The organism is Streptomyces adustus (assembly GCF_009377175.1).
Classification (GTDB): Bacteria; Actinomycetota; Actinomycetes; order Streptomycetales; family Streptomycetaceae; genus Streptomyces; species Streptomyces adustus.
Window position 1 is genome coordinate 1 of the sequence record NZ_VJZD01000154.1, and the last position, 23,241, is coordinate 23,241.

22 protein-coding genes and 1 pseudogene are annotated in these 23,241 nt (G+C 72.4%); 11 read left to right on the forward strand and 12 right to left on the reverse strand.

The genetic code is table 11. The features are described from left to right. Positions 1-47: 47 nt before the first annotated feature. From FNH09_RS30090 to FNH09_RS30100, 3 genes are all read left to right on the forward strand, one after another. Positions 48-1,919 carry an ABC transporter ATP-binding protein gene (locus FNH09_RS30090; RefSeq protein ID WP_152893062.1) on the forward strand — a complete coding sequence of 624 codons (1,872 nt, stop codon included), beginning with the start codon at positions 48-50 and terminating at the stop codon, positions 1,917-1,919. Continuing rightward, positions 1,916-3,697, forward strand: coding sequence for an ABC transporter ATP-binding protein (locus FNH09_RS30095; RefSeq protein WP_152893063.1), 1,782 nt, complete (start codon positions 1,916-1,918; stop codon positions 3,695-3,697). Before FNH09_RS30090 ends, FNH09_RS30095 begins: the two co-directional genes overlap by 4 nt. A 540-nt stretch (positions 3,698-4,237) precedes the next feature. Beyond that, positions 4,238-4,708, forward strand: coding sequence for a DUF5709 domain-containing protein (locus FNH09_RS30100; RefSeq protein ID WP_162469321.1), 471 nt, complete (start codon positions 4,238-4,240; stop codon positions 4,706-4,708). A gap of 104 nt (positions 4,709-4,812) precedes the next feature. Here the strand turns inward: FNH09_RS30100 and FNH09_RS30105 are convergent, their stop codons facing one another. Then, the gene (locus FNH09_RS30105; RefSeq protein ID WP_152893064.1) at positions 4,813-5,607 is read right to left on the reverse strand and encodes a metal-dependent hydrolase; all 795 of its coding nucleotides are present in this window, start codon (positions 5,605-5,607) and stop codon (positions 4,813-4,815) included. A 145-nt stretch (positions 5,608-5,752) separates the two neighbouring features. Between FNH09_RS30105 and FNH09_RS30110 the strand changes: the two genes are divergently transcribed. Beyond that, positions 5,753-8,266 (forward strand): DUF3516 domain-containing protein, encoded by a 2,514-nt coding sequence (locus FNH09_RS30110; protein ID WP_162469322.1) that lies wholly within the window; start codon positions 5,753-5,755, stop codon positions 8,264-8,266. Between the two features lie 19 nt (positions 8,267-8,285). Beyond that, positions 8,286-9,152, forward strand: coding sequence for an acyl-CoA thioesterase (locus FNH09_RS30115; RefSeq protein WP_152893066.1), 867 nt, complete (start codon positions 8,286-8,288; stop codon positions 9,150-9,152). Position 9,153: 1 nt separating this feature from the next. On the opposite strand, the gene FNH09_RS30120 is transcribed toward FNH09_RS30115, so the two are convergent. Together FNH09_RS30120 and FNH09_RS30125 are read right to left on the reverse strand one after the other, a co-directional pair. Beyond that, on the reverse strand, positions 9,154-10,077 hold the full coding sequence (locus FNH09_RS30120; RefSeq protein WP_152893067.1) for a DUF6397 family protein: 924 nt from the start codon (positions 10,075-10,077) through the stop codon (positions 9,154-9,156). Between the two features lie 124 nt (positions 10,078-10,201). Then, complete coding sequence (locus tag FNH09_RS30125; RefSeq protein WP_152893068.1) at positions 10,202-10,615, reverse strand: roadblock/LC7 domain-containing protein; 414 nt, start codon at positions 10,613-10,615, stop codon at positions 10,202-10,204. 93 nt (positions 10,616-10,708) lie between these two features. Between FNH09_RS30125 and FNH09_RS30130 the strand changes: the two genes are divergently transcribed. Then, the gene (locus FNH09_RS30130) at positions 10,709-11,137 is read left to right on the forward strand and encodes a PPOX class F420-dependent oxidoreductase (protein ID WP_152893069.1); all 429 of its coding nucleotides are present in this window, start codon (positions 10,709-10,711) and stop codon (positions 11,135-11,137) included. Positions 11,138-11,162: 25 nt separating this feature from the next. Here FNH09_RS30130 and FNH09_RS30135 read toward each other — a convergent pair whose 3' ends face one another. From FNH09_RS30135 to FNH09_RS30155, 5 genes are all read right to left on the reverse strand, one after another. Next, positions 11,163-11,768 (reverse strand): GTP-binding protein, encoded by a 606-nt coding sequence (locus tag FNH09_RS30135; RefSeq protein ID WP_152893070.1) that lies wholly within the window; start codon positions 11,766-11,768, stop codon positions 11,163-11,165. Positions 11,769-12,021: 253 nt separating this feature from the next. After that, on the reverse strand, positions 12,022-12,432 hold the full coding sequence (locus FNH09_RS30140; RefSeq protein ID WP_152893081.1) for a DUF742 domain-containing protein: 411 nt from the start codon (positions 12,430-12,432) through the stop codon (positions 12,022-12,024). Between the two features lie 16 nt (positions 12,433-12,448). Next, positions 12,449-12,886, reverse strand: coding sequence for a roadblock/LC7 domain-containing protein (locus FNH09_RS30145; protein WP_152893071.1), 438 nt, complete (start codon positions 12,884-12,886; stop codon positions 12,449-12,451). Beyond that, the gene (locus FNH09_RS30150) at positions 12,883-15,408 is read right to left on the reverse strand and encodes a sensor histidine kinase (protein ID WP_152893072.1); all 2,526 of its coding nucleotides are present in this window, start codon (positions 15,406-15,408) and stop codon (positions 12,883-12,885) included. The genes FNH09_RS30145 and FNH09_RS30150 overlap by 4 nt, the downstream gene beginning before the upstream one ends. Before the next feature lie 64 nt (positions 15,409-15,472). After that, positions 15,473-16,246, reverse strand: a complete 774-nt coding sequence (locus FNH09_RS30155) for an MHYT domain-containing protein (protein ID WP_152893073.1) — start codon at positions 16,244-16,246, stop codon at positions 15,473-15,475. A gap of 152 nt (positions 16,247-16,398) precedes the next feature. On the opposite strand from FNH09_RS30155, the gene FNH09_RS30160 reads away from it, so the two are divergent. Then, the gene (locus FNH09_RS30160; RefSeq protein WP_152893074.1) at positions 16,399-16,998 is read left to right on the forward strand and encodes a class I SAM-dependent methyltransferase; all 600 of its coding nucleotides are present in this window, start codon (positions 16,399-16,401) and stop codon (positions 16,996-16,998) included. A gap of 28 nt (positions 16,999-17,026) precedes the next feature. On the opposite strand, the gene FNH09_RS30165 is transcribed toward FNH09_RS30160, so the two are convergent. Next, positions 17,027-17,788 (reverse strand): alpha/beta fold hydrolase, encoded by a 762-nt coding sequence (locus FNH09_RS30165; protein ID WP_152893075.1) that lies wholly within the window; start codon positions 17,786-17,788, stop codon positions 17,027-17,029. Positions 17,789-17,944: 156 nt separating this feature from the next. Here FNH09_RS30165 and FNH09_RS30170 point away from each other — a divergent pair, with 156 nt between their 5' ends. The 3 genes from FNH09_RS30170 to FNH09_RS30180 all read left to right on the forward strand — a co-directional run bounded on the left by FNH09_RS30170 (position 17,945) and on the right by FNH09_RS30180 (position 20,077). Continuing rightward, positions 17,945-18,478 (forward strand): PadR family transcriptional regulator, encoded by a 534-nt coding sequence (locus tag FNH09_RS30170; RefSeq protein WP_152893076.1) that lies wholly within the window; start codon positions 17,945-17,947, stop codon positions 18,476-18,478. Between the two features lie 223 nt (positions 18,479-18,701). After that, positions 18,702-18,998, forward strand: a complete 297-nt coding sequence (locus tag FNH09_RS30175) for a hypothetical protein (RefSeq protein ID WP_162469323.1) — start codon at positions 18,702-18,704, stop codon at positions 18,996-18,998. Positions 18,999-19,135: 137 nt separating this feature from the next. After that, entirely contained in the window at positions 19,136-20,077 is a 942-nt protein-coding gene (locus tag FNH09_RS30180) for a hypothetical protein (protein ID WP_152893078.1), read from the forward strand. Positions 20,078-20,253: 176 nt separating this feature from the next. Here the strand turns inward: FNH09_RS30180 and FNH09_RS30185 are convergent, their stop codons facing one another. Beyond that, entirely contained in the window at positions 20,254-20,436 is a 183-nt protein-coding gene (locus FNH09_RS30185; protein WP_129796572.1) for a hypothetical protein, read from the reverse strand. A gap of 532 nt (positions 20,437-20,968) precedes the next feature. Between FNH09_RS30185 and FNH09_RS30190 the strand changes: the two genes are divergently transcribed. Next, positions 20,969-22,309 (forward strand): esterase-like activity of phytase family protein, encoded by a 1,341-nt coding sequence (locus FNH09_RS30190; protein WP_152893079.1) that lies wholly within the window; start codon positions 20,969-20,971, stop codon positions 22,307-22,309. A gap of 39 nt (positions 22,310-22,348) precedes the next feature. Here the strand turns inward: FNH09_RS30190 and FNH09_RS47805 are convergent, their stop codons facing one another. Then, complete coding sequence (locus FNH09_RS47805) at positions 22,349-22,843, reverse strand: hypothetical protein (RefSeq protein WP_202919778.1); 495 nt, start codon at positions 22,841-22,843, stop codon at positions 22,349-22,351. Positions 22,844-23,067: 224 nt separating this feature from the next. Continuing rightward, positions 23,068-23,241 (reverse strand): annotated as a pseudogene (locus FNH09_RS30200) (xylose isomerase); the annotation flags it as partial.

Below are 23,241 nucleotides of genomic sequence, written 5' to 3' on the forward strand. Positions count from 1 at the left end.
CCTTCCCCCCTCCCCGTCCACCCCCTGACACGAGCCAGTTGGACGTCATGCAGATTCAAGACCTTCCGTATCCCGACCCGGGCGTGCCCGACGTACGTTCGGGCTCCCGGTTCCTGTGGTGGCTCGGCCGGAACCAGCTGGGCGGCCAGATCCGGTCGATGGCCTGGGGCCTGCTGCACTTCACAGCCGTCTCCGCCCAGCCCTTCTGCGTCGGCTACGCCGTCCAGGCCGTCGTCGACCGCTCCGGCACCCGACTGGCCCTCGCCGGCGGGCTGATGGCCCTGTGCTGCGTGGGCATCGCCGTCGGCGACACCTTCCTGCACCGGGCCGCGGTCACCAACTGGATCACGGCGGCGGCCCGCGTGCAGCAGCTACTGGCCCGCAAGGCGACGCAGTTGGGCTCCGCGCTGACCCGCCGGGTCGCCGCCGGCGAGGTGGTGGCGGTCTCCACGGGCGACGTCGAGAAGATCGGCTGGTTCGTGGAGGCCGTCTCCCGCTTCACCGCCGCCGCGCTGACCGTCGTCCTGGTCTGCGTGGGTCTGGTCGTCTACCAGCCCGCGCTCGGCCTGGTCGTCGCCGTGGGACTGCCCGTACTGGCCCTCGCCGCGCTGCCGTTGCTGCCGCGCGCGACCAGACGGGCCGACCTCCAGCGCCAGAAGGCCGGACGCGCCACCGAGCTGGCCTCGGACACCGTCGCCGGGCTGCGCGTGCTGCGCGGCATCGGCGGCGAGGACCTGTTCCTCGACCGATACCGCCGCGCCTCGCAGGACGTCCGCCACGCCGCCGTGCGCAGTGCCCGGATGTGGTCCCTGATCTCGGCGATCCAGGTCCTGCTGCCGGGCCTGCTGCTGATCGCGGTCGTCTGGTACGGCGTCCAGCTGGCCCGCGAGGGCCGGATCTCCGTCGGCGAACTCGTCACGGTCTACAGCTCGGTCATGGTGCTCACCTACCCTCTTCGTCACTTCGAAGAGATCGCGATGGCCTACTCCTTCTCGCGGCCCTCGGCCCGGCGGGCCGCGGGCGTGCTGTCGCTGGAGCGGTCCACCGACACCGAGGGCTCGCGCCCGGCCGACGTGCCGTCAGGAGACCTGTACGACCCGGACACCGGACTGTTCGCCCCGGTCGGCCGGCTCACCGCGGTGGTCTGCGGCGACCCGGACGCGGCGGGACGGCTCGCCGAACGGCTCGGCGGGCATCCCGCGGAGGCAGGCACCACCTCCGTGCTGCTCGGCGGTGTACCGCTGGACGAACTGCCGCTCGACGCAGCGCGGGCAGCCGTCCTCGTCCAGGACAAGGACCCCGTGCTGCTCTCCGGCACACTGCGCGAACTGCTCGACGTCCCCGCCTCCGGTGACGTCGAACCGCGGGCGGCCCTGGCGGCCGCACAGTGCGAGGACGTCCTGGAGGCCCTCGTGCAGGGCTCGCTCGACGCCGAGGACCCGCTGGACGCCCGCATCACCGAGCGCGGACGGTCCCTCTCGGGCGGCCAGCGCCAACGGCTCGCGCTGGCCCGGTCGCTGATCACGGACCCGGAGGTGCTCGTCCTGGACGAGCCGACCTCCGCCGTCGACTCGCACACCGAGGCTCGGATCGCGGAGGGCGTCAGCCGGCTGCGAACGGGCCGCACGACGGTGGTCTTCACCTCCTCACCGCTGCTCCTGGACCGCGCCGACCGGGTCGTCCTCGTGCACGAGGGCGAGGTCGCGGCGGTCGGCGAGCACCGGGAGCTGGTGCTCACGGAGCCCCGGTACCGGGCTGTGGTGACACGGGAGACGCAGGACGAGCCCGCCTCGGCCACCGGTCCGGAGACACCGTCGGAGGCCGCGCCGATCACGGCGGCCGGGACCGCCGGAGCCACCGAGGCCGATGACGACGGCGCCTTCCGGGGCGCCCTGGAAGAGATCGAGGAGACCGCATGATCGGCGTGGCGCCACCGGCGTACGACCCGGCGGCCCCGACGACGGCGAACACCCTGCCCGTCGGCGCCCCGGCGACCGTACGCGCCTACGTGGCCGAACTGTTCCGTCGGCACCGCCCCGCCTTCCTGATGCTCATCGCGGTCAACACGGTCGCGGTGATCACCTCGATGGTCGGTCCCTGGCTGCTGGGCGGCCTGGTCGAGCGCGTGTCGGACCACGCGCGGGAACTCCATCTGGAGCGCACCGCCGCCCTGTTCGTGATCGCCCTGGTCGTCCAGGCCGTGTTCGTGCGGCAGGTGCGGCTGCGGGGCGCGGTGCTCGGCGAGCGGATGCTGGCCGACCTGCGCGAGGACTTCCTCGTGCGGTCGGTGGGCCTGCCGCCGGGTGTCCTGGAGCGGGCGGGCACGGGCGATCTGCTCTCCCGGATCACCACGGACATCGACCGGCTGGGCAACGCCATGCGCGAGGCCGTGCCGCAGCTCGCGATCGGCGTGATGTGGACGGTGCTGCTGCTCGGCGGGCTCGTCGTCACCGCGCCGCCGCTGGCCCCTGCCGTGCTGCTCGCCGCGCCGGTGCTGATCGTCGGCTGCCGCTGGTACTTCCGACGAGCACCCTCCGGGTACCGTTCCGAAGCCGCCGGGTACGCGGCCGTCGCCGCCGCTCTCGCCGAGACCGTGGACGCCGGACGCACCGTCGAGGCGCACCGCCTCGGGGCCCGTCGTATCGAGCAGTCGGACCGCCGCATCAGGGAGTGGACCGCCTGGGAGCGCTACACGCTCTGGCTGCGCTCCGTGCTCTTCCCGGTCGTCACCGTCACGCATGCGACCGTGCTCGCCTCCGTCGTGCTGATCGGCGGGGTGTTCGTCCTCCAGGGCTGGATCGGGATCGGCCAGATGACCACGAGCGCCTTGATCGCGCAGATGCTGGTCGACCCGGTCAACCTGATCCTGCGCTGGTACGACGAGTTGCAGGTGGCCCAGGTGTCGCTCGCGAGGCTGGTCGGAGTGCGCGACATCGAGCCCGAGGCCGGGGACGAGTCGGTGTCCCCCGAGGGGCGCGACGTCCACGCGGACCGGGTGCACTTCGGCTACCGCGCGGGGGTGGACGTACTGCGCGAGGTCTCGCTCGCGGTCGCACCAGGGACCCGGCTGGCGCTGGTCGGCCCCTCCGGTGCGGGCAAGTCCACCCTGGGAAGGCTGCTCGCCGGGATCTACGCGCCCCGGACGGGCCGCGTCGCCCTCGGGGGCGCCGAGCTGTCCCGGATGCCGGCCGAGCGGGTCCGCTCGCACGTGGCCCTGGTCAACCAGGAGCACCACGTGTTCGTGGGTTCCCTGCGTGACAACCTGCTGCTCGCCCGGACCCACGCGGTCGACGCCGAGCTGTGGGCCGCGCTCGGCGCGGTCGACGCGGACGGCTGGGCGCGCGCCCTCGACGACGGTCTGGACACCGAGGTCGGCTCGGGCGGGCTCGCGCTCACCCCGGCCCAGGCCCAGCAGATCGCACTGGCCCGGCTGGTGCTGGCCGACCCGCACACCCTGGTCCTGGACGAGGCGACCTCGCTGCTCGACCCGCGGGCAGCACGCCACCTGGAGCGTTCCCTGGCCCGCGTGCTCGACGGCCGTACGGTGATCGCCATCGCCCACCGTCTGCACACGGCCCACGACGCGGACGTCATCGCGGTGGTGGAGAACGGCCGCATCAGCGAGCTGGGCAGCCATGACGAGCTGGTCGCGGCGGACGGCGCGTACGCGGCGCTGTGGCGGTCCTGGCACGGCTGAGGGAGCCGAAGGCGCCGGGCGGGCGGACGCACGGGCCGGCCGGCCGGGGCCGGTGTCGGCCGTGGCCGGCCTCCCGGAGCAGGTCCGGGGTGCCCTCGGCCGCACAGCCCTGGCGTCGGCGCCGAGCCGTCGGGCGGGTGTGTCCCCGTCGGCGCGCCGCGGCTTCGCCCCGTCCTGGGCGGGGGCCGCCGGGCGGGTTCGGCGGTGCCGGGCGGGTTCGGCTGCGGCGGGGCCTGTCCCCCCGGGCGCAAACCGGCGGTACTCCGCAGGGCGGCAGGGCTCCCGGGGACTCTCGCGGGGGCGCCTGCGACGGCTCTCTCGGCCGTCCGGGAGGGCCGTGCGGGTGCCGACGGTGGGCGGCTCCTCGCGCTCTGGCGTTGCGCAGTCCCGAACCCGGGTGGAACGCTGGAAAGCGGCACAGGTTCCGGAAGCACCCGGGAATCCTTCGGTGCGTGCCGCGCGCAGCCTGCGCCCCGTGCGGCGGCGGCCGATCGCCGACCGCGGTACGAGCGGGCCCGTTCCCATGACCTGGAGGTACCCGTGAACAGCGTCGACGGATGGGGAGACGACGTCTACCAGCCCGACGGATCCGAGGTCCAGGCCGACACGGGACTCCTCGACGTGGAAGACACCCTGGAGAACGACGGCGTCGGTGACCCTCTCGACCGGGGCTGGTCCCCTCCCGAGCGGCCGTGGGCGGTGGAGCGCTCCGATGTCACCGCCGCCGAGCGGCACCGCGGCCAGACGCTGGACCAGCGCCTGGCGGAGGAGACGCCGGATCTCGACGTCTCCGACAGCGACGGCATCGGCGATGTCGAGGGCACCGACGGTGAAGCCCTCGACAACGAGGTCGGCGCCCTGCGCTCCGGCAGGCTCGTGGCCCCCGACGAGGGGGCGCACGAGGACGAGGAGAGCGCGCTGGTCGCCACGGACGTCGGCATCGACGGTGCGGCCGCCTCCGCGGAGGAGGCCGCGATGCACATCGTCGACGAGGACAGCCTGTCCGGCTGAGCCCGCCGCCCCCGACGCGCGTGTCCCCTCCGTCGGCCGGACGTCACACCCCGGACGGGCGTGCCGCCCCAGGCGTGCGTGCCGCGTCAGGCGTGCGTGCCGCGTCAGATGTAGTTGAGCGCCGCCGCGCCGCACACGCCGCCGAGCACCATGAAGACGGGCATCAGCACCTTGAGCTCGACCCAGCTGCCGGCCCGGAAGCGCATCACCTTCGGGGTGCCGAGGGGGTACCAGCGCTTGCGGCCCAGCGGGATCGGCCAGAGTATCGGGCAGCCCGAGACGGTCAGGGCGTCCCCGATGTCGTGCACCAGGGCGCCGAGGACGATCGGCAGACCCAGCCACAGATACTCCTGGCCAGGTGCGGTGAACAGCCAGTCCGAGCCGTTGCCGGGCTTGTCCAGGACTCCGGCGACGATCCACGCGGTGGTCGCGGCCAGCAGCCACACCAGGATGTCGCTGCTGGAGCCGCGGGCGGCCCGCCACAGCAGGCCCTCGATGGCCAGCACCATGTGCACGAAGAGGATCGCCAGCACCGCCCAGCGGCCGCCGGCTATCGCCAGCGCCGAGGTGCCCGCGCCGATCATGACCGCCCACAGCCAGGTGTGGGTGAGCGTGCGGTGCCCACCGGAGCGACGCGGGTCGCCCGGCTTCCTGGTGGACTTGTAGGCGGCGTAGGAGAGCTTGTCGACGATCTCGCAGAGCCAGCGCGAGACCGGGCCGAAGGCACGGGAGATCGTGGCGGCCTTGTGGTCGAGGTCCGGAGCGAGAGCGGCACCGGCGCAGATCAGCGCACCGGCCACCACGACCGGCCAGGGCATCGGATGCCCGGCCGCGGCGGTCGCCGCCCCTACGCCGAGCCAGGCGGCGGCGCCCGACAGTGAGTGTGCTGGTCCCATCATGGCCGTTGCCCGCCCTATTCCTCGTGTGCCGCTGTCCAGTTGACCGGGTGCGTTGACGCTCCGTCGGCGACACAGCGTAGCGGTCATGATCTTCGGCTCGGTATCCGATTCCCGCATCGGGCCCGAGGCCAGGCAATATGGGTGCGTGACCCTCATCGATCAGCTGCCGCCGACCGCAGACCCCGACGCCCTCTACGAAGCCTTCGAGTCGTGGGCCCAGGAGCGCGGTCTGACGCTCTACCCCCACCAGGAGGAGGCGTTGATCGAGGTGGTCTCCGGCGCCAACGTGATCGTGTCGACGCCCACCGGTTCGGGCAAGAGCATGATCGCGGCGGGCGCGCACTTCGCGGCGCTCGCCCGGGACGAGGTCACGTTCTACACCGCCCCGATCAAGGCGCTGGTCTCGGAGAAGTTCTTCGAGCTGTGCAAGATCTTCGGCACCGAGAACGTCGGCATGCTCACCGGCGACGCCTCCGTCAACGCGGACGCGCCGGTGATCTGCTGCACCGCCGAGGTCCTCGCGTCGATCGCGCTGCGCGACGGCAAGGACGCCGACGTCGGCCAGGTCGTCATGGACGAGTTCCACTTCTACGCGGAAGGGGACCGCGGCTGGGCCTGGCAGATCCCCCTGCTGGAACTGCCGCAGGCGCAGTTCGTCCTGATGTCGGCCACCCTCGGCGACGTCTCCTTCTTCGAGAAGGACCTGACCCGGCGCACCGGCCGGCCCACCTCGGTGGTGCGCTCGGCCAACCGCCCGGTCCCGCTCTCCTACGAGTACCGATACACCCCGCTCACCGAGACGCTCACCGACCTGCTGGACACCAGGCAGGCGCCGGTCTACATCGTGCACTTCACCCAGGCGCAGGCCGTGGAGCGCGCGCAGGCGCTGATGAGCATCAACATGTGCTCGAAGGAGGAGAAGGAGCGGATCGCCGACCTGATCGGCAACTTCCGTTTCACCACCAAGTTCGGCCGCAACCTCTCCCGCTACGTGCGGCACGGCATCGGCGTCCACCATGCCGGCATGCTGCCGAAGTACCGGCGCCTGGTGGAGAAGCTCGCCCAGGCCGGTCTGTTGAAGGTCATCTGCGGCACGGACACGCTCGGCGTCGGTGTAAACGTGCCCATCCGCACCGTGCTGTTCACGGCGCTGACCAAGTACGACGGCAACCGCGTGCGCACGCTGCGGGCCCGGGAGTTCCACCAGATCGCGGGCCGGGCCGGGCGGGCCGGCTTCGACACGGCCGGCTTCGTGGTCGCGCAGGCGCCCGAGCACGTCATCGAGAACGAGAAGGCGCTCGCCAAGGCGGGTGACGATCCCAAGAAGCGCCGGAAGGTGGTCCGCAAGAAGGCGCCCGAGGGCTTCGTCGCCTGGGCCGAGACCACGTTCGACAAGCTCATCGCCTCCGAGCCGGAGCCGCTGACCTCCCGTTTCCGGGTGACGCACACGATGCTGCTGTCGGTGATCGCGCGGCCCGGCAACGCCTTCGAGGCGATGCGCCGGCTCCTGGAGGACAACCACGAGCCGCGCAAGCAGCAGCTCCGACACATCCGGCGCGCGATCGCGATCTACCGTTCCCTGCTGGACGGCGGCATCGTGGAGAAGCTCGACACGCCGGACGCCACGGGCCGCATCGTGCGTCTGACGGTCGACCTCCAGCAGGACTTCGCCCTCAACCAGCCGCTCTCCACCTTCGCGCTGGCCGCGTTCGAACTCCTGGACCCGGAGTCGCCGTCCTACGCGCTGGACATGGTGTCGGTCGTGGAGTCCACCCTGGACGACCCGCGGCAGATCCTCGCCGCCCAGCAGAACAAGGCGCGCGGCGAGGCCGTCGCCGCGATGAAGGCGGACGGGGTCGAGTACGAGGAGCGCATGGAGCGGCTCCAGGACATCGGCTACCCGAAGCCGCTGGAGGAGCTGCTCTTCCACGCCTACAACACCTACCGCAAGAGCCACCCGTGGGTGGGCGACCATCCGCTGTCGCCGAAGTCCGTCATCCGTGACATGTACGAGCGGGCCATGTCCTTCACGGAGTTGGTCTCCCACTACGAGCTGGCGCGGACCGAGGGCATCGTGCTGCGCTACCTGGCCGGCGCGTACAAGACCCTGGAGCACAACATCCCGGACGATCTGAAGTCCGAGGATCTGGAGGACCTGATCGCCTGGCTGGGCGAGATGGTGCGCCAGGTCGACTCCAGCCTGCTGGACGAGTGGGAGCAGCTGGCGAACCCGGAGGAGATGACGGCCGAGGAGGCCCAGGAGAAGGCCGACCAGGTCAAGCCGGTCACCGCCAACGCGCGGGCCTTCCGTGTCCTGGTCCGCAACGCCATGTTCCGCCGCGTCGAGCTCGCCGCTCTCGACCAGGTCGGGGAGCTGGGCGAGATGGACGCCGAGGCCGGCTGGGACGCCGACGCCTGGGGCGAGGCGATGGACAAGTACTGGGACGAGTACGAGGAACTGGGCACCGGCCCGGACGCCCGCGGTCCCAAGCTGCTCCTGATCGAGGAGGAGCCGCAGCACGGCCTGTGGCGGGTCCGGCAGATCTTCGACGACCCGCGCGGCGACCACGACTGGGGCGTCAGCGCCGAGATCGACCTCGCGGCCTCGGACGCCGAGGGCCGCGCCGTCGTCCGTGTCACCGACGTCGGCCAGCTGTGAGCCGAGGAGAATCCCACCCATGACGAATCCGGCCGAGAGACTCGTCGACCTGCTCGACCTGGAGCAGATCGAGGTCAACATCTTCCGTGGCCGCAGCCCGCAGGAGTCCCTGCAACGGGTCTTCGGCGGCCAGGTGGCGGGCCAGGCGCTGGTCGCCGCCGGGCGCACCACCGACGGCGAGCGCCCGGTGCACTCGCTGCACGCGTACTTCCTGCGCCCCGGCCGTCCCGGCGTGCCGATCGTGTACCAGGTCGAGCGGGTCCGGGACGGGCGGTCGTTCACCACCCGCCGGGTCACCGCCGTGCAGCAGGGCCGTACGATCTTCAATCTCACCGCCTCCTTTCACAAGCCTGAGGAAGGTCCCTTCGAGCACCAGCTGCCGCCGGCCCGCAAGGTGCCGGCACCGGAGTCCCTGCCGACGGTCGCGGAGGAGATCCGGGAGCATCTGGGAACACTGCCGGAGCAGTTGGAGCGGATGGCGCGCCGTCAGCCCTTCGACATCCGGTATGTGGACCGGCTGCGCTGGAACGCCGAGGACGTCGAGGGCGCCGAGCCGCGCAGCGCGGTGTGGATGCGCGCGGTCGGTCCGCTCGGGGACGATCCGCTGGTGCACACGTGCGCGTTGACGTACGCGAGCGACATGACCCTGCTGGACGCAGTGCGCATCCCGGTCGAACCTCTGTGGGGTGCGCGGAACTTCGACATGGCGTCGCTGGACCACGCCATGTGGTTCCACCGGCCGTTCCGCGCGGACGAGTGGTTCCTGTACGACCAGGAGTCGCCGATCGCCACGGGCGGGCGGGGCCTGGCCCGCGGACGGATCTACGACCTGGAGGGACGCCTGCTGGTGTCCGTCGTCCAGGAGGGTCTGTTCCGGGCGTTGTAGGTCACGGGCTTCTGCGGCACAGCCGACTCAGGAAGCCGCGCGTCCGCTCGGGCCGCTCGGGCCGGTCCGGCCTGTGCGTCGTGGCGCTTCGGGCTTCGCGCCGCGGGGCCGGGCGATCCGCGTTCGCGGTCCTGTGGGGTGCGGGGCGTGGCCCGGGCCGGTGCCGGCGTGCCTGCTCGACGGCGCGCGCCAGGTCGGCCCTGAGCCGGCCGATCTCGTCCGGTTCGGCTGCCGTGGCGATCGTCTCGGCGATCTGCGCGGAAGGTGACCCGGGAGTGCCCTGGGCGGGCGGGTCCGGCCGGAACCGGTCGACCCGGGCGCGGTCTCCGGGATCCGTGACGGTCTCGGCGATCTGGTCGGGGGCGAGCAGTGCGGCCAGTGCGCCCGCGCGCTGCCAGGGCCCTTCGGCCTGCCGCAGCAGGAATTCCAGGTGCCGTTCCCGCCAGTTGCGGGGCCGCAGGTCCACTCCCGCGCGCAGTCGGTCCCGCAGCGCTTCGGGGGCGCGTCCGCTGAGCAGTGCGCGGTGTTCCTCCGCGGCGGCGAACTGCCGGATGTCGTCGGCGAGATACTGCCAGACCACCGCGCGATAACGGTTGAGATAGAACGTCACCGGGGTCACCAGGCCCAGGCGTGCCAGGCGGGTGAAGCGGGCGGCCGTCACGTCCATGAGGGCCGCGCCCTCCCTGGTTCCCACGACCTGGACGCCGGCGCGCAGCCCCTCGGGGAAGTCCTTCACGGAACGCAGCCGGTCGATCTCGCCGTGTGCGACGCGACGCGTTCCCCCGCCGCCTTCGTCGGGCACGGTACGGACCCGTCCGAGGCGCACGGCGAGTTCGAACTCGCCCCGCCTGAGTCCCAGTTCCCGGGCGGCGCGGCTGGTCGCGACGGTGGGGGCGTGTGATGTCGTAATCGTGCGGCCGGACATGGTGGTCTCCCCCGTGGCGTCGGTGGCTCGCGCCGCGCGCGCTCGCCGTGAGAAAAACCGTAGCCGCGTCGGCGCTTCTCGTGGCGAGCCTGTGGATAACTCGACGGAGGATGAGAACCGCAGGTCAGAGGTCTGTGATCGGGGTTCGTTCGGGCTGGCGGGCGTCCAGCCCGAGGTGTTCGCCGACTCGGTTGACGAGGAGTGTCATCTCGTAGGCGATCTGGCCGATGTCGGCCTGCGCGCCGGTGAGGACACTCAGGCAGCTGCCGGTGCCCGCGGCGGTGACGAACAGGACGGCGTCGTCGAACTCGACCATCGTCTGACGTACCCCTCCCGCGCCGAAGTGCCGTCCCGAGCCCTTGGCCAGGCTGTGCAGTCCGGACGACACGGCGGCCAGATGCTCCGAGTCCTCCCGTCGTAGTCCCGTGCTCGCGGCTGTCACCAGTCCGTCGTTGGACAACACCAAGGCGTGCCGTACGTGTTCGACACGCTCGGTCAGGTCGTCCAGCAGCCAGCCGAGTCCCTGGTTCTGCGCCATGATCCGGTCTCCCCGTGCGACGTCTCCCCCTGACCGGAGGATCTCTCCGCCAGCCTTCCCCACCTGCGGGCGCCCGGCAAGGAGGATGTGGACATGGCACAGAAGATGACCGATGACGAGTGGCGGGCGTTCGTCTCGTACGGGACGCGCACGGGGAAGCTGTGCACCGTTCGGGCCGACGGGAGCCCGCACGTGGCGCCGATCTGGTTCCTGCTGGACGGGGACGAGATCGTGTTCAACACCGGCAAGGGAACCGTGAAGGGGCGCAATCTGGCCAGGGACGGCCGGGTCGCGCTGTGCGTGGACGACGACCGGCCGCCGTTCGACTTCGTGGTGCTGCACGGGCGTGCGGCGCTCTCGGAGGAACTGGACGAGGTCCGGCACTGGGCCACGCGTATCGGCGCCCGGTACATGGGCGAGGACCGGGCCGAGGAGATCGGCGCCCGCAACGGCGTCCCGGGTGAACTCCTCGTCCGGGTCACGGTCGAGAAGGTCCTGGCGGAGAAGGGCGTCGCCGACTGACGGCATCGACCGGAGAGGACGGCCGTCAGCCCACCGAGTCGAGCAGCCGGGCGGTGTGCATCCGCCCGGCGTACTCGACGAGCCGGATCAGGACTTCCTTCCCCGAGTCGCGGTCACGGGCGTCGCACAGCACGACGGGCGTTCCCTGGTCGAGGTCGAGCGCCGACGAGACCTCGTGGGCGTCGTAGGTCCGGGCGCGCGGGAAGCAGTTGACGGCCACCACGAACGGGATGTGGCGGTGCTCGAAGTAGTCCACGGCCGGAAAGCAGGTCTCCAGCCGCCGGGTGTCCGCGAGGACCACGGCCCCGAGTGCACCCTGCGACAGTTCGTCCCACAGGAACCAGAAGCGGTCCTGGCCAGGGGTGCCGAACAGGTACAGGGAGAGGCCGGAGCGGATGGTGATGCGCCCGAAGTCCATCGCGACGGTCGTGGTGACCTTCTGGTCGACTCCGCCGGTGTCGTCCACCAGTTGTCCGGCTTCGCTGAGCAGTTCCTCGGTGCGCAGCGGCCTGATCTCGCTGACCGCGCCCACCAGGGTGGTCTTGCCCACGCCGAACCCGCCGGCGACCAGGATCTTCAACGCCAGGGCGGTCGTGTCGCCGTCCATGTCTTCGGAGTGCTCGGAGACCATCGATCACTTCTCTCGGGAGGCCGGGCCACGGCCGACGTCCGTCCGTTCGGGTGCGGCGCGCCCCGGCGGACGGTCCGCCCGTGGCTCCGGGGCGGGTTCACGAAGTCAGCATCATGACAACTGCACCCCCTTCAGGGGGCGTTCGACTGTTTATGGAACGATTGAGCTGATCTGTGCACGTTCGCTGTGCACCGGACTGCCGAAGTCGGCGGTGTGCGCGTCCATTCGGGTCCGGACGGTGGTGGACGTTCTTCTACAGTGCCCGCAGCCCTTCGATCACTTCGCGCAGAATCCGTTCGTCGGGCAGCTGCGCCGGGGGTACCGGCCGGCTGACGGTGACCCGGCCCAGTTCCAGCAGGTCGCCGAGGAGAACGCGGACGACGCCGACGGGCAGGTCGGCGCCTGCCGCGAGTTCGGCGACGGACTGTGTCTCCGGACGGCACAGGTCGACGAGGCAGCGGTGCTCCGGACCGAGACCGACATCGTCCTCTCCGGGCGCCACCGGATCCAGGGTGACGAGCGCGATCAGGTCGAAGCGCACCCCGGCGGGGCCGGATCTGGTCCGTCCTCCCGTCATGGCGTACGGGCGCACCAAGGGCCCGGCCTCGTTGTCGTACCACTGGCTGCCCTGCTCGTGCGGGGCCTCTCGCCTGCCTTCGGTCATCCTCACCGGCCTCGCCTCAGCCACCGGCCGGCGGGCGCTCGGTGGCCCGCGGCGCGCTGCCGAGGTGCTCACCGACGCGCTTGACCAGGCGTGCCATCTCGTACGCCACCAGGCCGATGTCGGCGGTCACCGCAGTCAGCAGGGCGAGGCAGGAGCCGTCGCCCGCGGCGGCCACGAACAGGAAGCCGTCGTCCATCTCCACCATCGTCTGGCGAACCCCGCCGACGCCGAAGTGCCTGCCCGCGCCCTTGGCCAGGCTGTGGAAGCCGGAGGCGACCGCGGCCAGGTGTTCGGCGTCCTCCCTGCGCAGATCGGTCGACGCGCCCACGGCGAGGCCGTCGTTGGACAGCACCACGGCGTGTCTGACTTCGCGCACGCGTGTCACCAGGTCGTCCAGCAGCCAGTCGAGTTCGCCGGATCGCCGGGTGGGCCTCGTGCTCGGGTCCTGGATCATTCGGGGTCTCCTTCGCCTCTGTCGCTGCCCGGTGCGGAGCCCGGGGTGGCCCCACGGCCGGGTTGCCTGCCTCCGCCGCGTGTCCACCCCGCGCGAAAGGCCGTCATGCGGTCGCGTACGAGTTCCGGTGTGCGCCCGTCGTCGCTACCCGGGTCGGCGGGCTGCTCCGGCTCCTCGGCGGCCCGCTCGCGCAGTTGGGGGGCGAGGCTCGCCTGCCGTACCCGGCGCGGGAGGTCGTCGGATCCCGCGGCGTCGTCCGTGGGGCGGTGCAGGCGCAAGGTGGCGACTCCGGGGGGTGGGTCCTGGGTCCCGTCGGCCGTCGCGGTCGGTGCGGGGGCGGACAGCGCGGGTCGGTCGGCGGCCGGGGGTACGGCTTCGTGGTGCGCGGCGGGGCCCGCCACGCGCGCGTAGGCACGTGGTTCGACGGTGCGCTCCGCTTCCACGGCCGCATGGGGAGAGTGTTCCGGCGCACCGCCGTGCAGCAGGGCGGTGGGCAGCAGGACGACCGCGGTGGTGCCGCCGTAGGGCGAGGTGCGCAGCTGCACCTTGATGTCGTGGCGCGCCGCGAGTCGGCTGACCACGAACAGGCCGAGCCGGTCGCTGTCGAAGAGATCCAGGGCTTCGGACTGCGCGATGCGCCGGTTGGCCTCGGCGAGCGTCTCCTTGCCCATGCCGAGTCCGCGGTCCTCGACCTCGATCACGTAACCGTTGCCGACGGGTTCGCCGACGATGCGCACGCGTGTGTGCGGCGGTGAGAACTGGGCCGCGTTCTCGACGATCTCGGCCAGCAGATGGGTGAGGTCGGCCACCGCGGTGCCGGCGACGGACGCCTCGGGGAGTTGTCGTACCTCCACGCGCGCGTAGTCCTCAATCTCGGAGACGGCCGCACGGACCACGTTCGTCAGGGGGACCGGCATGCGCCACGCCCGGCCGGGGGCCGCGCCGGAGAGGATGATCAGGCTCTCCGCGTGGCGCCGCATCCGGGTGGTGAGGTGGTCGAGGCGGAAGAGGTCGCCGAGTTCGTCGGGGTCGTCCGACCTGCGTTCCATGCTGTCGAGGAGGCTGAGCTGGCGGTGGACGAGGACCTGGCTGCGGCGCGCGAGGTTGACGAACACGCCGGAGATGCCGCTCGCCAGTTCCGCGCGCTCCACCGCGGCGTGCAGCGCGGCCCGGTGCACGATGCCGAGGGCTTCGGCGACCTGGCCGGTCTCGTCCTCCGCGGGTGGTCCGGGCGGTGCCTCCGCCCGGACGTCGATCTCCTCGCCGGCGTGCAGCCTGCGCATGGTCTCGGGCAGTTTGCGCCGGGCGATGTCCAGCGCGCTGTTGCGCAGGCTGACCAGTTCGACGACCAGCCCGCGTCCGATGCGCACCGAGATGACCAGCGACGCGGCGACGGCGACGAGCCCGAGAAGCACCGCGGCACCGGCCGAGGTGAACAGGCCGCGGGTGAACGGGTCGGCCCGGTCGGCGACGGCGCGCGCGGCGTCCTGCTCGATGGCGCGCATGTCGCCCTGCACGCGCGTGTACGCGTCGTTCCAGATGGCGTCGGGTGCCGCGTCGATCGCGCGCGGGCCGGAACCGCTCGCCAGAACCCGGTCCTCGACGGCCCCCACGGCGGCGTAGGCGCCGCTCTCGGCGAGCCTCTGCCAGGCGTCGCGTTCGGAGCCGCGCAGATCCACGACGGCCGACTCGGTGAGCGCGCGACGGGTGTCGACGGCCCCGGTGAACAGCCTCAGCCGCTCCCCGTCGAGCGTGCCGGCCAGGCGGGCGCCGGCGAGCACCGTGTCCTCCTGGGCCAGCGCCTCGCCGGCTCGGGAGAATTCGAGCAGCACGCGCGCGTCCGAGCCGAGGTCGGCGTCCTGGATGCCGGTGAGCGCTCCGTCGACACGGAAGGCGGCGGTGATGCTGTCCGTGTAGCGCCGGTACGCCTCGTCCCATCCGGCGCGGCCGTCGAGCACGTCGGCCCGCAGGGAACGCAGATCCTCCGAGCCCATGACGAACGCCTCCAGCCGTCGGGCGACCCCGGCGGGCATCTCCTGGCCGTCGGCGACGGTGTTGCGGTCGCCGAGGCGCAGCTTCGCGACGGCCCGGTCGGTGCGCCGACCCAGCTCGCGGTAGTCGCCGCCGGAGGCGAGGGCGGGCTCGGTCGCGTACCGCACGGCCATGGCACGCTCGGCCTGGAGGGCGGCCACCGCGGCCGCGACGGGGGCCCGGACCTGGGCGTCCACCCGCTGCAACTCCCGCAGCCTGGAGACGTCCTGAGCGGTGCTGACGGTGGCGGACGCCCACAGCGCCAGCAGTGACACGACCGGCACCATCAGCAGACAGACGATCTTGGCCCGGACGGTGCGCGGCCGCATCCGCCGGCGGCCCGCGCGCCCGTTCGGGGCGCCCGTCGGCGCGGCCGAGGAGTCGTCGGGGCCCTCGTCGGCGGGTGGTCCGGCGTGTGCGCGACGACCGCGCGCCGGGGGCGGGGACGGCGTATCGGCGCCGGCCGGGGCGGTCCTACGGGGTGTACGCATGGCCTCCTCGCTCGGAAGTGGTCGTGGGCCTTGCGCGCGCGGATTCACCGGCGCGGCAGGCCCGCTAGCGGGCGACGCTCTCGACCGTGCGCTGGGCGGAGGCGGATGCCTCGCGCTCCCCCGTCGTCGGCGACAGCGCGACGAAGGCCGAGGTCAGGAAGAGGTAGGACCCGAGGCCCACGGCGAGGGGGAAGATGAACTGCATCGCCGAGGCCCCGGGCAGGGCCGCGCCGGAGGGCGTGACGCGCACGCTCACGGCGAACATCCCGGTGTAGTGCATGCTGCTGACGGCGGCTCCCATGACGAGGGAGGCGACGGTGACCGCGACCGGCGACTTGATGTTGAGGGCCGCCCACAGCGCCGCGGTCGCCGCGACGACGGCGATCAGGACGGAGAGCCCGACGAGCGGCGGGTCGTAGCTCACGCGGCCGTGCAGCCGCATCGCCGCCATGCCGAGGTAGTGCATGCTCGCGACGCCCAGCCCGGTGGTGAGTCCGCCGAGGAGCAGCGCGCGGGTGCGGCCGCGGCCGTAGCCGACGGCGAAGACCCCGGCGGATACGACGATCATGGCGACCACGAGGCTGAGGACGGTGAGCGGCACGTCGTAGCGGATGTCCGTGCCGCTGACGCCGAAGCCGAGCATGGCCACGAAGTGCATCGTCCAGATGCCGGTACCGATCGCCGATGCCGCGGTGAGCAGCCAGTTGCGACGCGAGCGCCCGGTGGCGCCGAGAGCGCGGACGGTGCAGCGCAGTCCCAGCGCGGCGCCTGCGCACGCCATCACGTACGACAGCACGGGGGTCAGCCAGCCGAAGCCGGCGTGGTCCAGGTGTCCCATGGCCGGTGGACGCTAGTCGGGGCACGGGAGCACGGAGGGGGCGCATTTCGAAAGCTGCTGGAATATGACGCATATATGCGTCGGATCGATCGTCGAAAGCCCGAACCTGCGCGCCGAGACGTTCCTGCCGTCGGTGCGGGATCATGCGGAACATGAGCGACCATCACACGCACGTCCAGGAGTTCTTCACCGCCCGGGCGGCCGACTGGGACACCCGGTTCCCCGACGACGGCCCCGCCTACGCGGCCGCCGTCGCCGCTCTGGGCCTGCGCGCAGGGGACCGCGTGCTCGACGCGGGCTGTGGCACCGGGCGCGCCCTGGGGCCGCTGCGGGCCGCCGTGGGCGCCTCGGGAGTGGTCGTCGGAGCCGATCTGACGCCGGCCATGCTGGCGGCGGCGGCACGGGCCGGACAGGACCGGAGCGGGCGGCTGTTGCTCGCCGACGTCACCGCGCTCCCGTTGCGCTCGCGGTCGCTGGACGCGGTGTTCGCTGCGGGGCTCGTCGCCCATCTGCCCCGTCCCGAGGAGAACCTCAAAGAGTTGACCCGTGTGGTGCGTCCCGGCGGCACGCTGGCGCTGTTCCATCCGATCGGCAGAAGGGCGCTGGCCGCACGCCAGGGTCGCCGGATCACCCCGGAGGACCTGCGCGCGGAACCCCGGCTGCGTCCGCTCCTGGCCGCCTCGGGCTGGCGCATGACGTCGTACGTCGACGAGGACGCGCGGTTCCTGGCCCTGGCGGTCCGGGAGGGCTGAGGCACGCGACCGCGGCCTGCCGCGGGACTCAATCCCGACCGCCTCCCGCGACCGCCGCGACGAACGCGTCGGGGTTGTCGAACATGACGTTGTGGCCGGCGCCGGCCACGGTCACCACCCGCACCCCCGCGGCCTCCAGGGCCTCCCTGCCCTCGAGTTCCCCGCTCCGCTCGCCCTGCACGTACACGCGCTCGATCGTCAGCCCTTCCAGGACGGTGCGCATCACCGGATCCGAGCCCTTCCTGAGCCCCACGGCGGAACGGTGCAGGGCGCGCGGGTCCGCCAGCCGCATGGTCGCCGCCCACAGCGGTCCGACCCGCTCCAGCACGCGCGCGTGGCCGCCGTCGACGAAGTCGTCCTCCTCGTAGGAGGCGATGCCGCTGCTCCCCGCCGTGACCGGCGGAAAGGCGTCGAGGTTGGCCTCGGTGAGGACCAGCCGGGAGACGAGGTCGGGCCGCCGCCGGGCGAGCACGATGGCGACGGAGCCGCCCATGCTGTGCCCGACGAGTTCGGCGCCCGTCACACCGGCGGCGTCCAGCGCCGCGGCCAGGGCGTCGGCGTGGTCCACGAGCGTGTAGCCGAAGTCCTCGGGCCGGTCGCTGGTGCCGTGTCCGGGCAGGTCCACGAACAGACTGCGCCGCCCCGCGAGTTCGGGCCGGGCGGCGACATGCGCGTGGTAGACGGCCGAGGTCGCGCCGAGGCCGTGCACGTACACCCGCGCGGGTTCCGCTCCCGGCGTCTCCGTCCAACGGACGCAGTTGCCCTTGCCGTCGAACTCAGCCTGCCTCATCCCGTCTCCCCGCTCGTCACTCGCCACCGAACCCGCCACCGACTCCGTCCTTCGGCGCATGCCCGACTATACATCGGTGACGATGTATAGCGAGGGCGATGTATGAGCGGGACGCACTCCGCAGGACGCGCCGCGCCGGTGGGCGAGAATGCGGGCATGCTCGAGCTCGCCATCCTCGGATTCCTGTACGCCGCCCCGTTGCACGGCTATGAGCTGCGCAAACGCATCAACGCCCTGACGGGACACGTGCGGCCGGTGGCCGAGAGCACGCTGTATCCCGCGATCAAGCGCATGGAACAGGCCGGCCTGCTCGCCCGCGCCACCCAGCCGGGCGCGGTGGCGGCACCACGGCACGTCCTGACGCTCACCGACGAGGGCAGGCGCGAACTGCGCCACCGGCTCGCCGAACCCGTCCAGCGCGACATCACCGACGAGAACCGCTGGTTCACGGTGCTCGCCTTCCTGCGCCATCTGGAGGACCCCGGCGCCCAGTCGGCCGTCCTGCGGCGCCGGCTGGCGTTCCTGGAGGAACCGGCGAGCTTCTTCTACGCCGACGACCGCCCGCTGCGCGCCGAGGAGGTGGACGATCCCTTCAGACGCGGCATCCTGACCATCGCGCGTGCCACCTCCCGCGCCGAACTCGCCTGGCTGCGAAGCACACTGGAGGCGCTGGAGGCACCGGCCGGCTGACGCGCCCGGGTGCCATCTCCGGTACGAGTCCGGGTGCCGCCCGCGGTACGGGTCCGGGTGCCGTCTCCGGTACGGGTCCGGCCGCCGGATCCGCTCGAACCGCTTCACCGCGGCGTCCCTCTTCTGCCGCCGGGACTTCAACTCTACGTTGGGAACGAGGGGATGGCCGATCCCCGGGCGAGCGCACAGGGGGAGGATGGTCAGCGTGTTCGACGGAGTGCGCGTGTTCGACCGGATCCGCAGGACGTGCACGGGGATCCTCGGCTCGGGACGGCCCGAGGCGGGGACCGACCGCAAGCGGCGTACGCACAACCTGTTCGAGGCGGCCGCCGTGTACGTCGCGGCCTGCGCGGAGGACGATCAGGAGCGGATCGCGGAGGCGCAGGGCTGGGTGTCGCCGGAGGCGCTCTCGTTCGGGGTGAGCGAGCTGGCGTGCCGCGCCGTCATCGCCCTCGCACGGGAGCGCGACGAGTCGCCGGGCGCGGTGGCACGCGATCTTCTCGGGCTCCCGACGGCCTGAGGGACCCAGGCCGCAGGTGGCCGATTCGTCCCGTCCCGACGGAAAACCGCAGTTCCGCATGCGCCTGAGAGCCGTGACAAGCGGCTTCAGGGCACACTAGGGTGCGCGCCGATGGACGAACCTATGGGGAGGCTGAGATGGCCGGGACGGACGAGGACACCGTCGCCGCCGCGGACGACGCGCTCTACGTGCTCACGGCGCTGCTGCTGACGCCGGCGAAATTCCCGAGCGTGCTGGGCGACGACTACCCGGAGGCCTGCTCGGCCCTCGGCCTCGCCCCTCTCGTCGACGGCTACGGCCTCGTGCTGGGGCAGGACGGCAGCGGAGCGCGCTGGACGGTCGCGATCGACGATGTGTCGCTGGTCGCCGTCGCGATCGCGACCTGGGACTGCGGCATGGAGTACGACCTGTCGCCCGAGGAGCGGACCGTCGTGGCCGCTCTGCCCGGCTGGCCCCTCGAGGTGGCGGTCGCGGCGCCCGGCGTGCCGGCACCGCACGATCCGGCCCCGGAGGACGGGGACGGCCCGCCGCTGTCCCCGCCGGACACGAGCGCCTGGGGTCCGGCCCAGCGGCGCCTGGGCGCGGACGAGATCGCCATGCACTGGGCACGATGGCGGGAGCAGCTCGACGACGACGCCTTCAGCCCCTCCCCGAAGGATCCCGAGGCGGCCGCGGGCCCGGACGGCGCCTCGGCGGCGGAGGGGGCCGGTGACGCCCCCGGAGCCCCCGCGGGCACCGGTGAGGGCACGGGGGCGCCCGAGGCCGACGACAAGGCCGCCAAGCCCGGGAGGACCGCTACCAAGGAGCCCAGCCACCGAGGGGTCCGGCGCGTCCTCGCGGAGGCCTGGGCCTACATCGATTCGCCGCCGCCCCTGGGACGGGTGCGGTCCTCCTTCGGATCGGGGGAGGCGCGGACCCTGCGCGCCGACGGTCCGGGCTGGTCGCTGGTGGCGCGAACCGACGACATCGCGTTCGTCCTGCTGGACGACGAACCCGGCGAGGTCCTGCCGGTGGGACGCGGGCCGGAGCTGCCCGGCCTGCTGGCAGCCCTCGACAAGATGGCCGTACGCCCGAACTGAAGCCGGAGCGGCCGCGACGGCCGGCCGACGGCGACTCCGGACTGCGGTGCCGCCGACCGGCACCGGCCGGCGCAGGTCGGCAGAGATCGGCAGCGATCGATGACGGGGTCGGTGCGGCAGCACCGGCCCCGTCGCGCGGTCAACCGTCCGCGGACCCATGGACGCAGACGGACGCGTCAGCGCCCCAGCTCCTTGCGGCCGACCCTGCGCAGCCTGCGCCGCTGCGAGGGGTCCAGCGCGAGGTAGGCGGCCGCGGGAACTCCCAGGACTATCAGCAGTGCGGCCCACCAGGGCAGCCAGATCAGCAGGATGAGACCGGCCGCCACCCCTCCCGCGGCGATCTTCGCGTTCTTCGACATGTGCGTCGCCTCCTTCGCGGCCCCTGCCGCTCTCTGCTGTGAAAACGGACCCGCGCTCCCCGCGGTTCCGTCTCGCGCCCCTGAGAGGACCCTGACGCCCGACCCTTACGGGCCCCTGAGAGGGAGAAAAACCGCCCCTCCGTGACGTGATATGCATCACACTCTAGGGCGGTCCAGGCCGAGCACACCACGGTCGCCGCCATCCCGCCGAAGCGCCGCCCGCCGCACCTCCAGGCGGACCCGACAGGCGGACCCGACAGACGGACCCGGCGGTCACCGCCGATACGCCTCCCCGCCGCGCGCTCCATCGGAGACGTGGCCGACGCGCGCTCGACCGCGGGGATCAGGGCCCCTGCGCGGCCTGGCGCCGGTCCGCCAAGCGGCCGCCGTCCTGCGTTAACCGGGCCGTCGTACGACGTTCGATCAAGGGCCCAACTCTGTCCGCTGTCAACACACTTGGTCCGTACGACCCAACTCGGCAATCTCGCACCGCATCTGACGGCTTTTCATGACCTGCCCCTCAGGAGGCTCGATGTCCCCGCTCGCCACCGGCCGGCGCCGCGTCCAACGTTCCGTCGCAGCGGGTGTACCCCTCGCCGTACTGGCCGCACTCGTGGCGGCGGGCCCGGCCGCGGGCGCGCCCTCCGAGGACGCCCGCGTCGTCCGGACGGCGACGCTCGGCGACCTTCCGCTCGGCACGTTCAGCAACGGGCTGCTGCCCGGGACCGTGGACGACGACCGTGGTGTCGACCTCGGCGGCATCGGCAGCGACATCTACCCGGCCGGCCGCAAGGGCGAGTTCTGGACGATCACCGACCGTGGGCCCAACGGCCAGATCAAGGTGGGCGGCACCAAGCGCCGCACGTTCCCGGTCCCCGGCTTCGACCCGGCGATCGTGAAGATCCGCGTCTCCGGCGACAGCGTGAAGGTGCTCGACGCCATCCCGCTCACCACGTCGTCCGGGAAGCCCGTGACGGGCCTGTCCAACCTGGCGGGACGCGACGAGGCCCCGTACTCCTACGACGCGACGACGCCCCTGTCCTACAACCCGAACGGGCTGGACACCGAGGGGATCGTGCGCGCCGCGGACGGCAGCTTCTGGCTGGTCGACGAGTACGGTCCTTCCCTCGTCCATGTCTCCGCGCGCGGCCGGGTGCTCGTCCGCTACGTGCCCAAGGGGCTGGAGCTCACCGGTGCGGACTACCCGGTGGTCCAGTCCCTGCCTGCCGTGCTGCTGCACCGGAAGATCAACCGTGGCTTCGAGGGACTCGCCCAACTGCCCTGCGGCGATCTGGTGATGGCGTTGCAGAGCCCGTTGTCCCTGCCGGACGCGGACGCCGGGAACGCCTCGCGCACCACCCGGCTGCTGCGCTTCTCCACCAAGAAGCGGGCGGTCACCGCCGAGTACGCCTACCGCTTCGACCCGGTGGACGTGGTCGACCCGAGCGAGGACGACACCTCCGAGCTCAAGATCTCCTCGGTCGTCGCCGTCGGCGGCGACCGGCTCCTGGTCGAGGAGCGCACCGACAAGGCGGCCAGACTGCAACTGATCCGTCTGGACCGCAGGGAGAACATTCTCGGGAGCGTCTGGGACGACGACACGACGTCGCCGTCCCTGGAGCAGCTCGACGACCCGGCGGCCGCGGGCGTCCCGGTGCCGGCCAAGCGGCTGGTCGTCGACCTGGGCAAGGTCGCCGGTGTACCGGGGAAGATCGAAGGCGTCGCGCGCGTGGATCACGACACGCTCGCCCTCATCAACGACAACGACTTCGGCATGACGGACGGCGCGGGCGCCTTCGACGCGCAGGGCCGACTGGTCGACAGCGGTATCGAGACGACGGTGACCTACGTCCGGCTGCCGCGGGGCATCTGACCCGCGGCCGTCCGTGGCCGCCGTCGTCCGCGGCCGCCGTCAGGGCTCCAGCGACGGGAGCAAGGACGCCAGATCGCTGGGCAGTTCGGTGGGAAGTCCGGTCGGCAGCTCGGTCGGCAGTCCGGTGGGAAGTGCGGTCGGCAGCTCGGTGGGGAACCCGCTCGGCAGGGTGCTGGGCAGCTCCGTCGGGAGGCTGAAGGAAGGCGCGGGGGTGGTGCTCGCACCGCTCCCCGCGGGTGACTTCCGGGAGGGTGAGTCGTCGTTCCGGGAGGTCATCAGGAACACGACGGCGACGACGATCCCGACGGCGACGACCGCCGCGAGCAGCAGGAGGAACGGATTGCGGCGCCGCCCCGGCCCGCCTGGGCCCTGAGGCGGCGGGCCGTACCCGCTGTCGCCTCCCGGTGGGGGGTCGTAGTAGCCCCCTTCGTGGCCTCCGTAAGTGGGGCCGGCGGGTCCGGAGGGCGGTCCGAATCCGCCGCCCGGCGGCTCGGGCGGCTGTGGCGGTACGGGCGGTACGGGCGGTATGGCCATACCGACCAGGGTCGCGCCGTACCGGGCCTGACGCGACCCCCGCACGGAGGTTGACACGGAATCAGGTCGTGGACCGTATGATTCCGGGTCAATTCCGCGCGGGGGCCGGTCACGGCGAGGCCATGCGAACACGCACGCGCGCGTGTGTTCAGCCGTGCGTACGTGCCTTCAGGCACGCGCGCGTGTGTTCAGCCGTGTGTACGTGCCCGCAGGCACGCGTGTGTTCAGCCGCGGGTGCCGAGGAGGTGGTCCATGGCGAGCTGGTCGAGGCGCTCGAACGCCATCCCGCGCGCGGCGGCCGCGTCGACGTCGAACTCCTCGAACGACGCACGGTCGGCCAGCAGCGCCTGAAGACCGTCGGCGGCCGTCGGCTGCGCCAGCTCGTCCAGGCGCGCGGC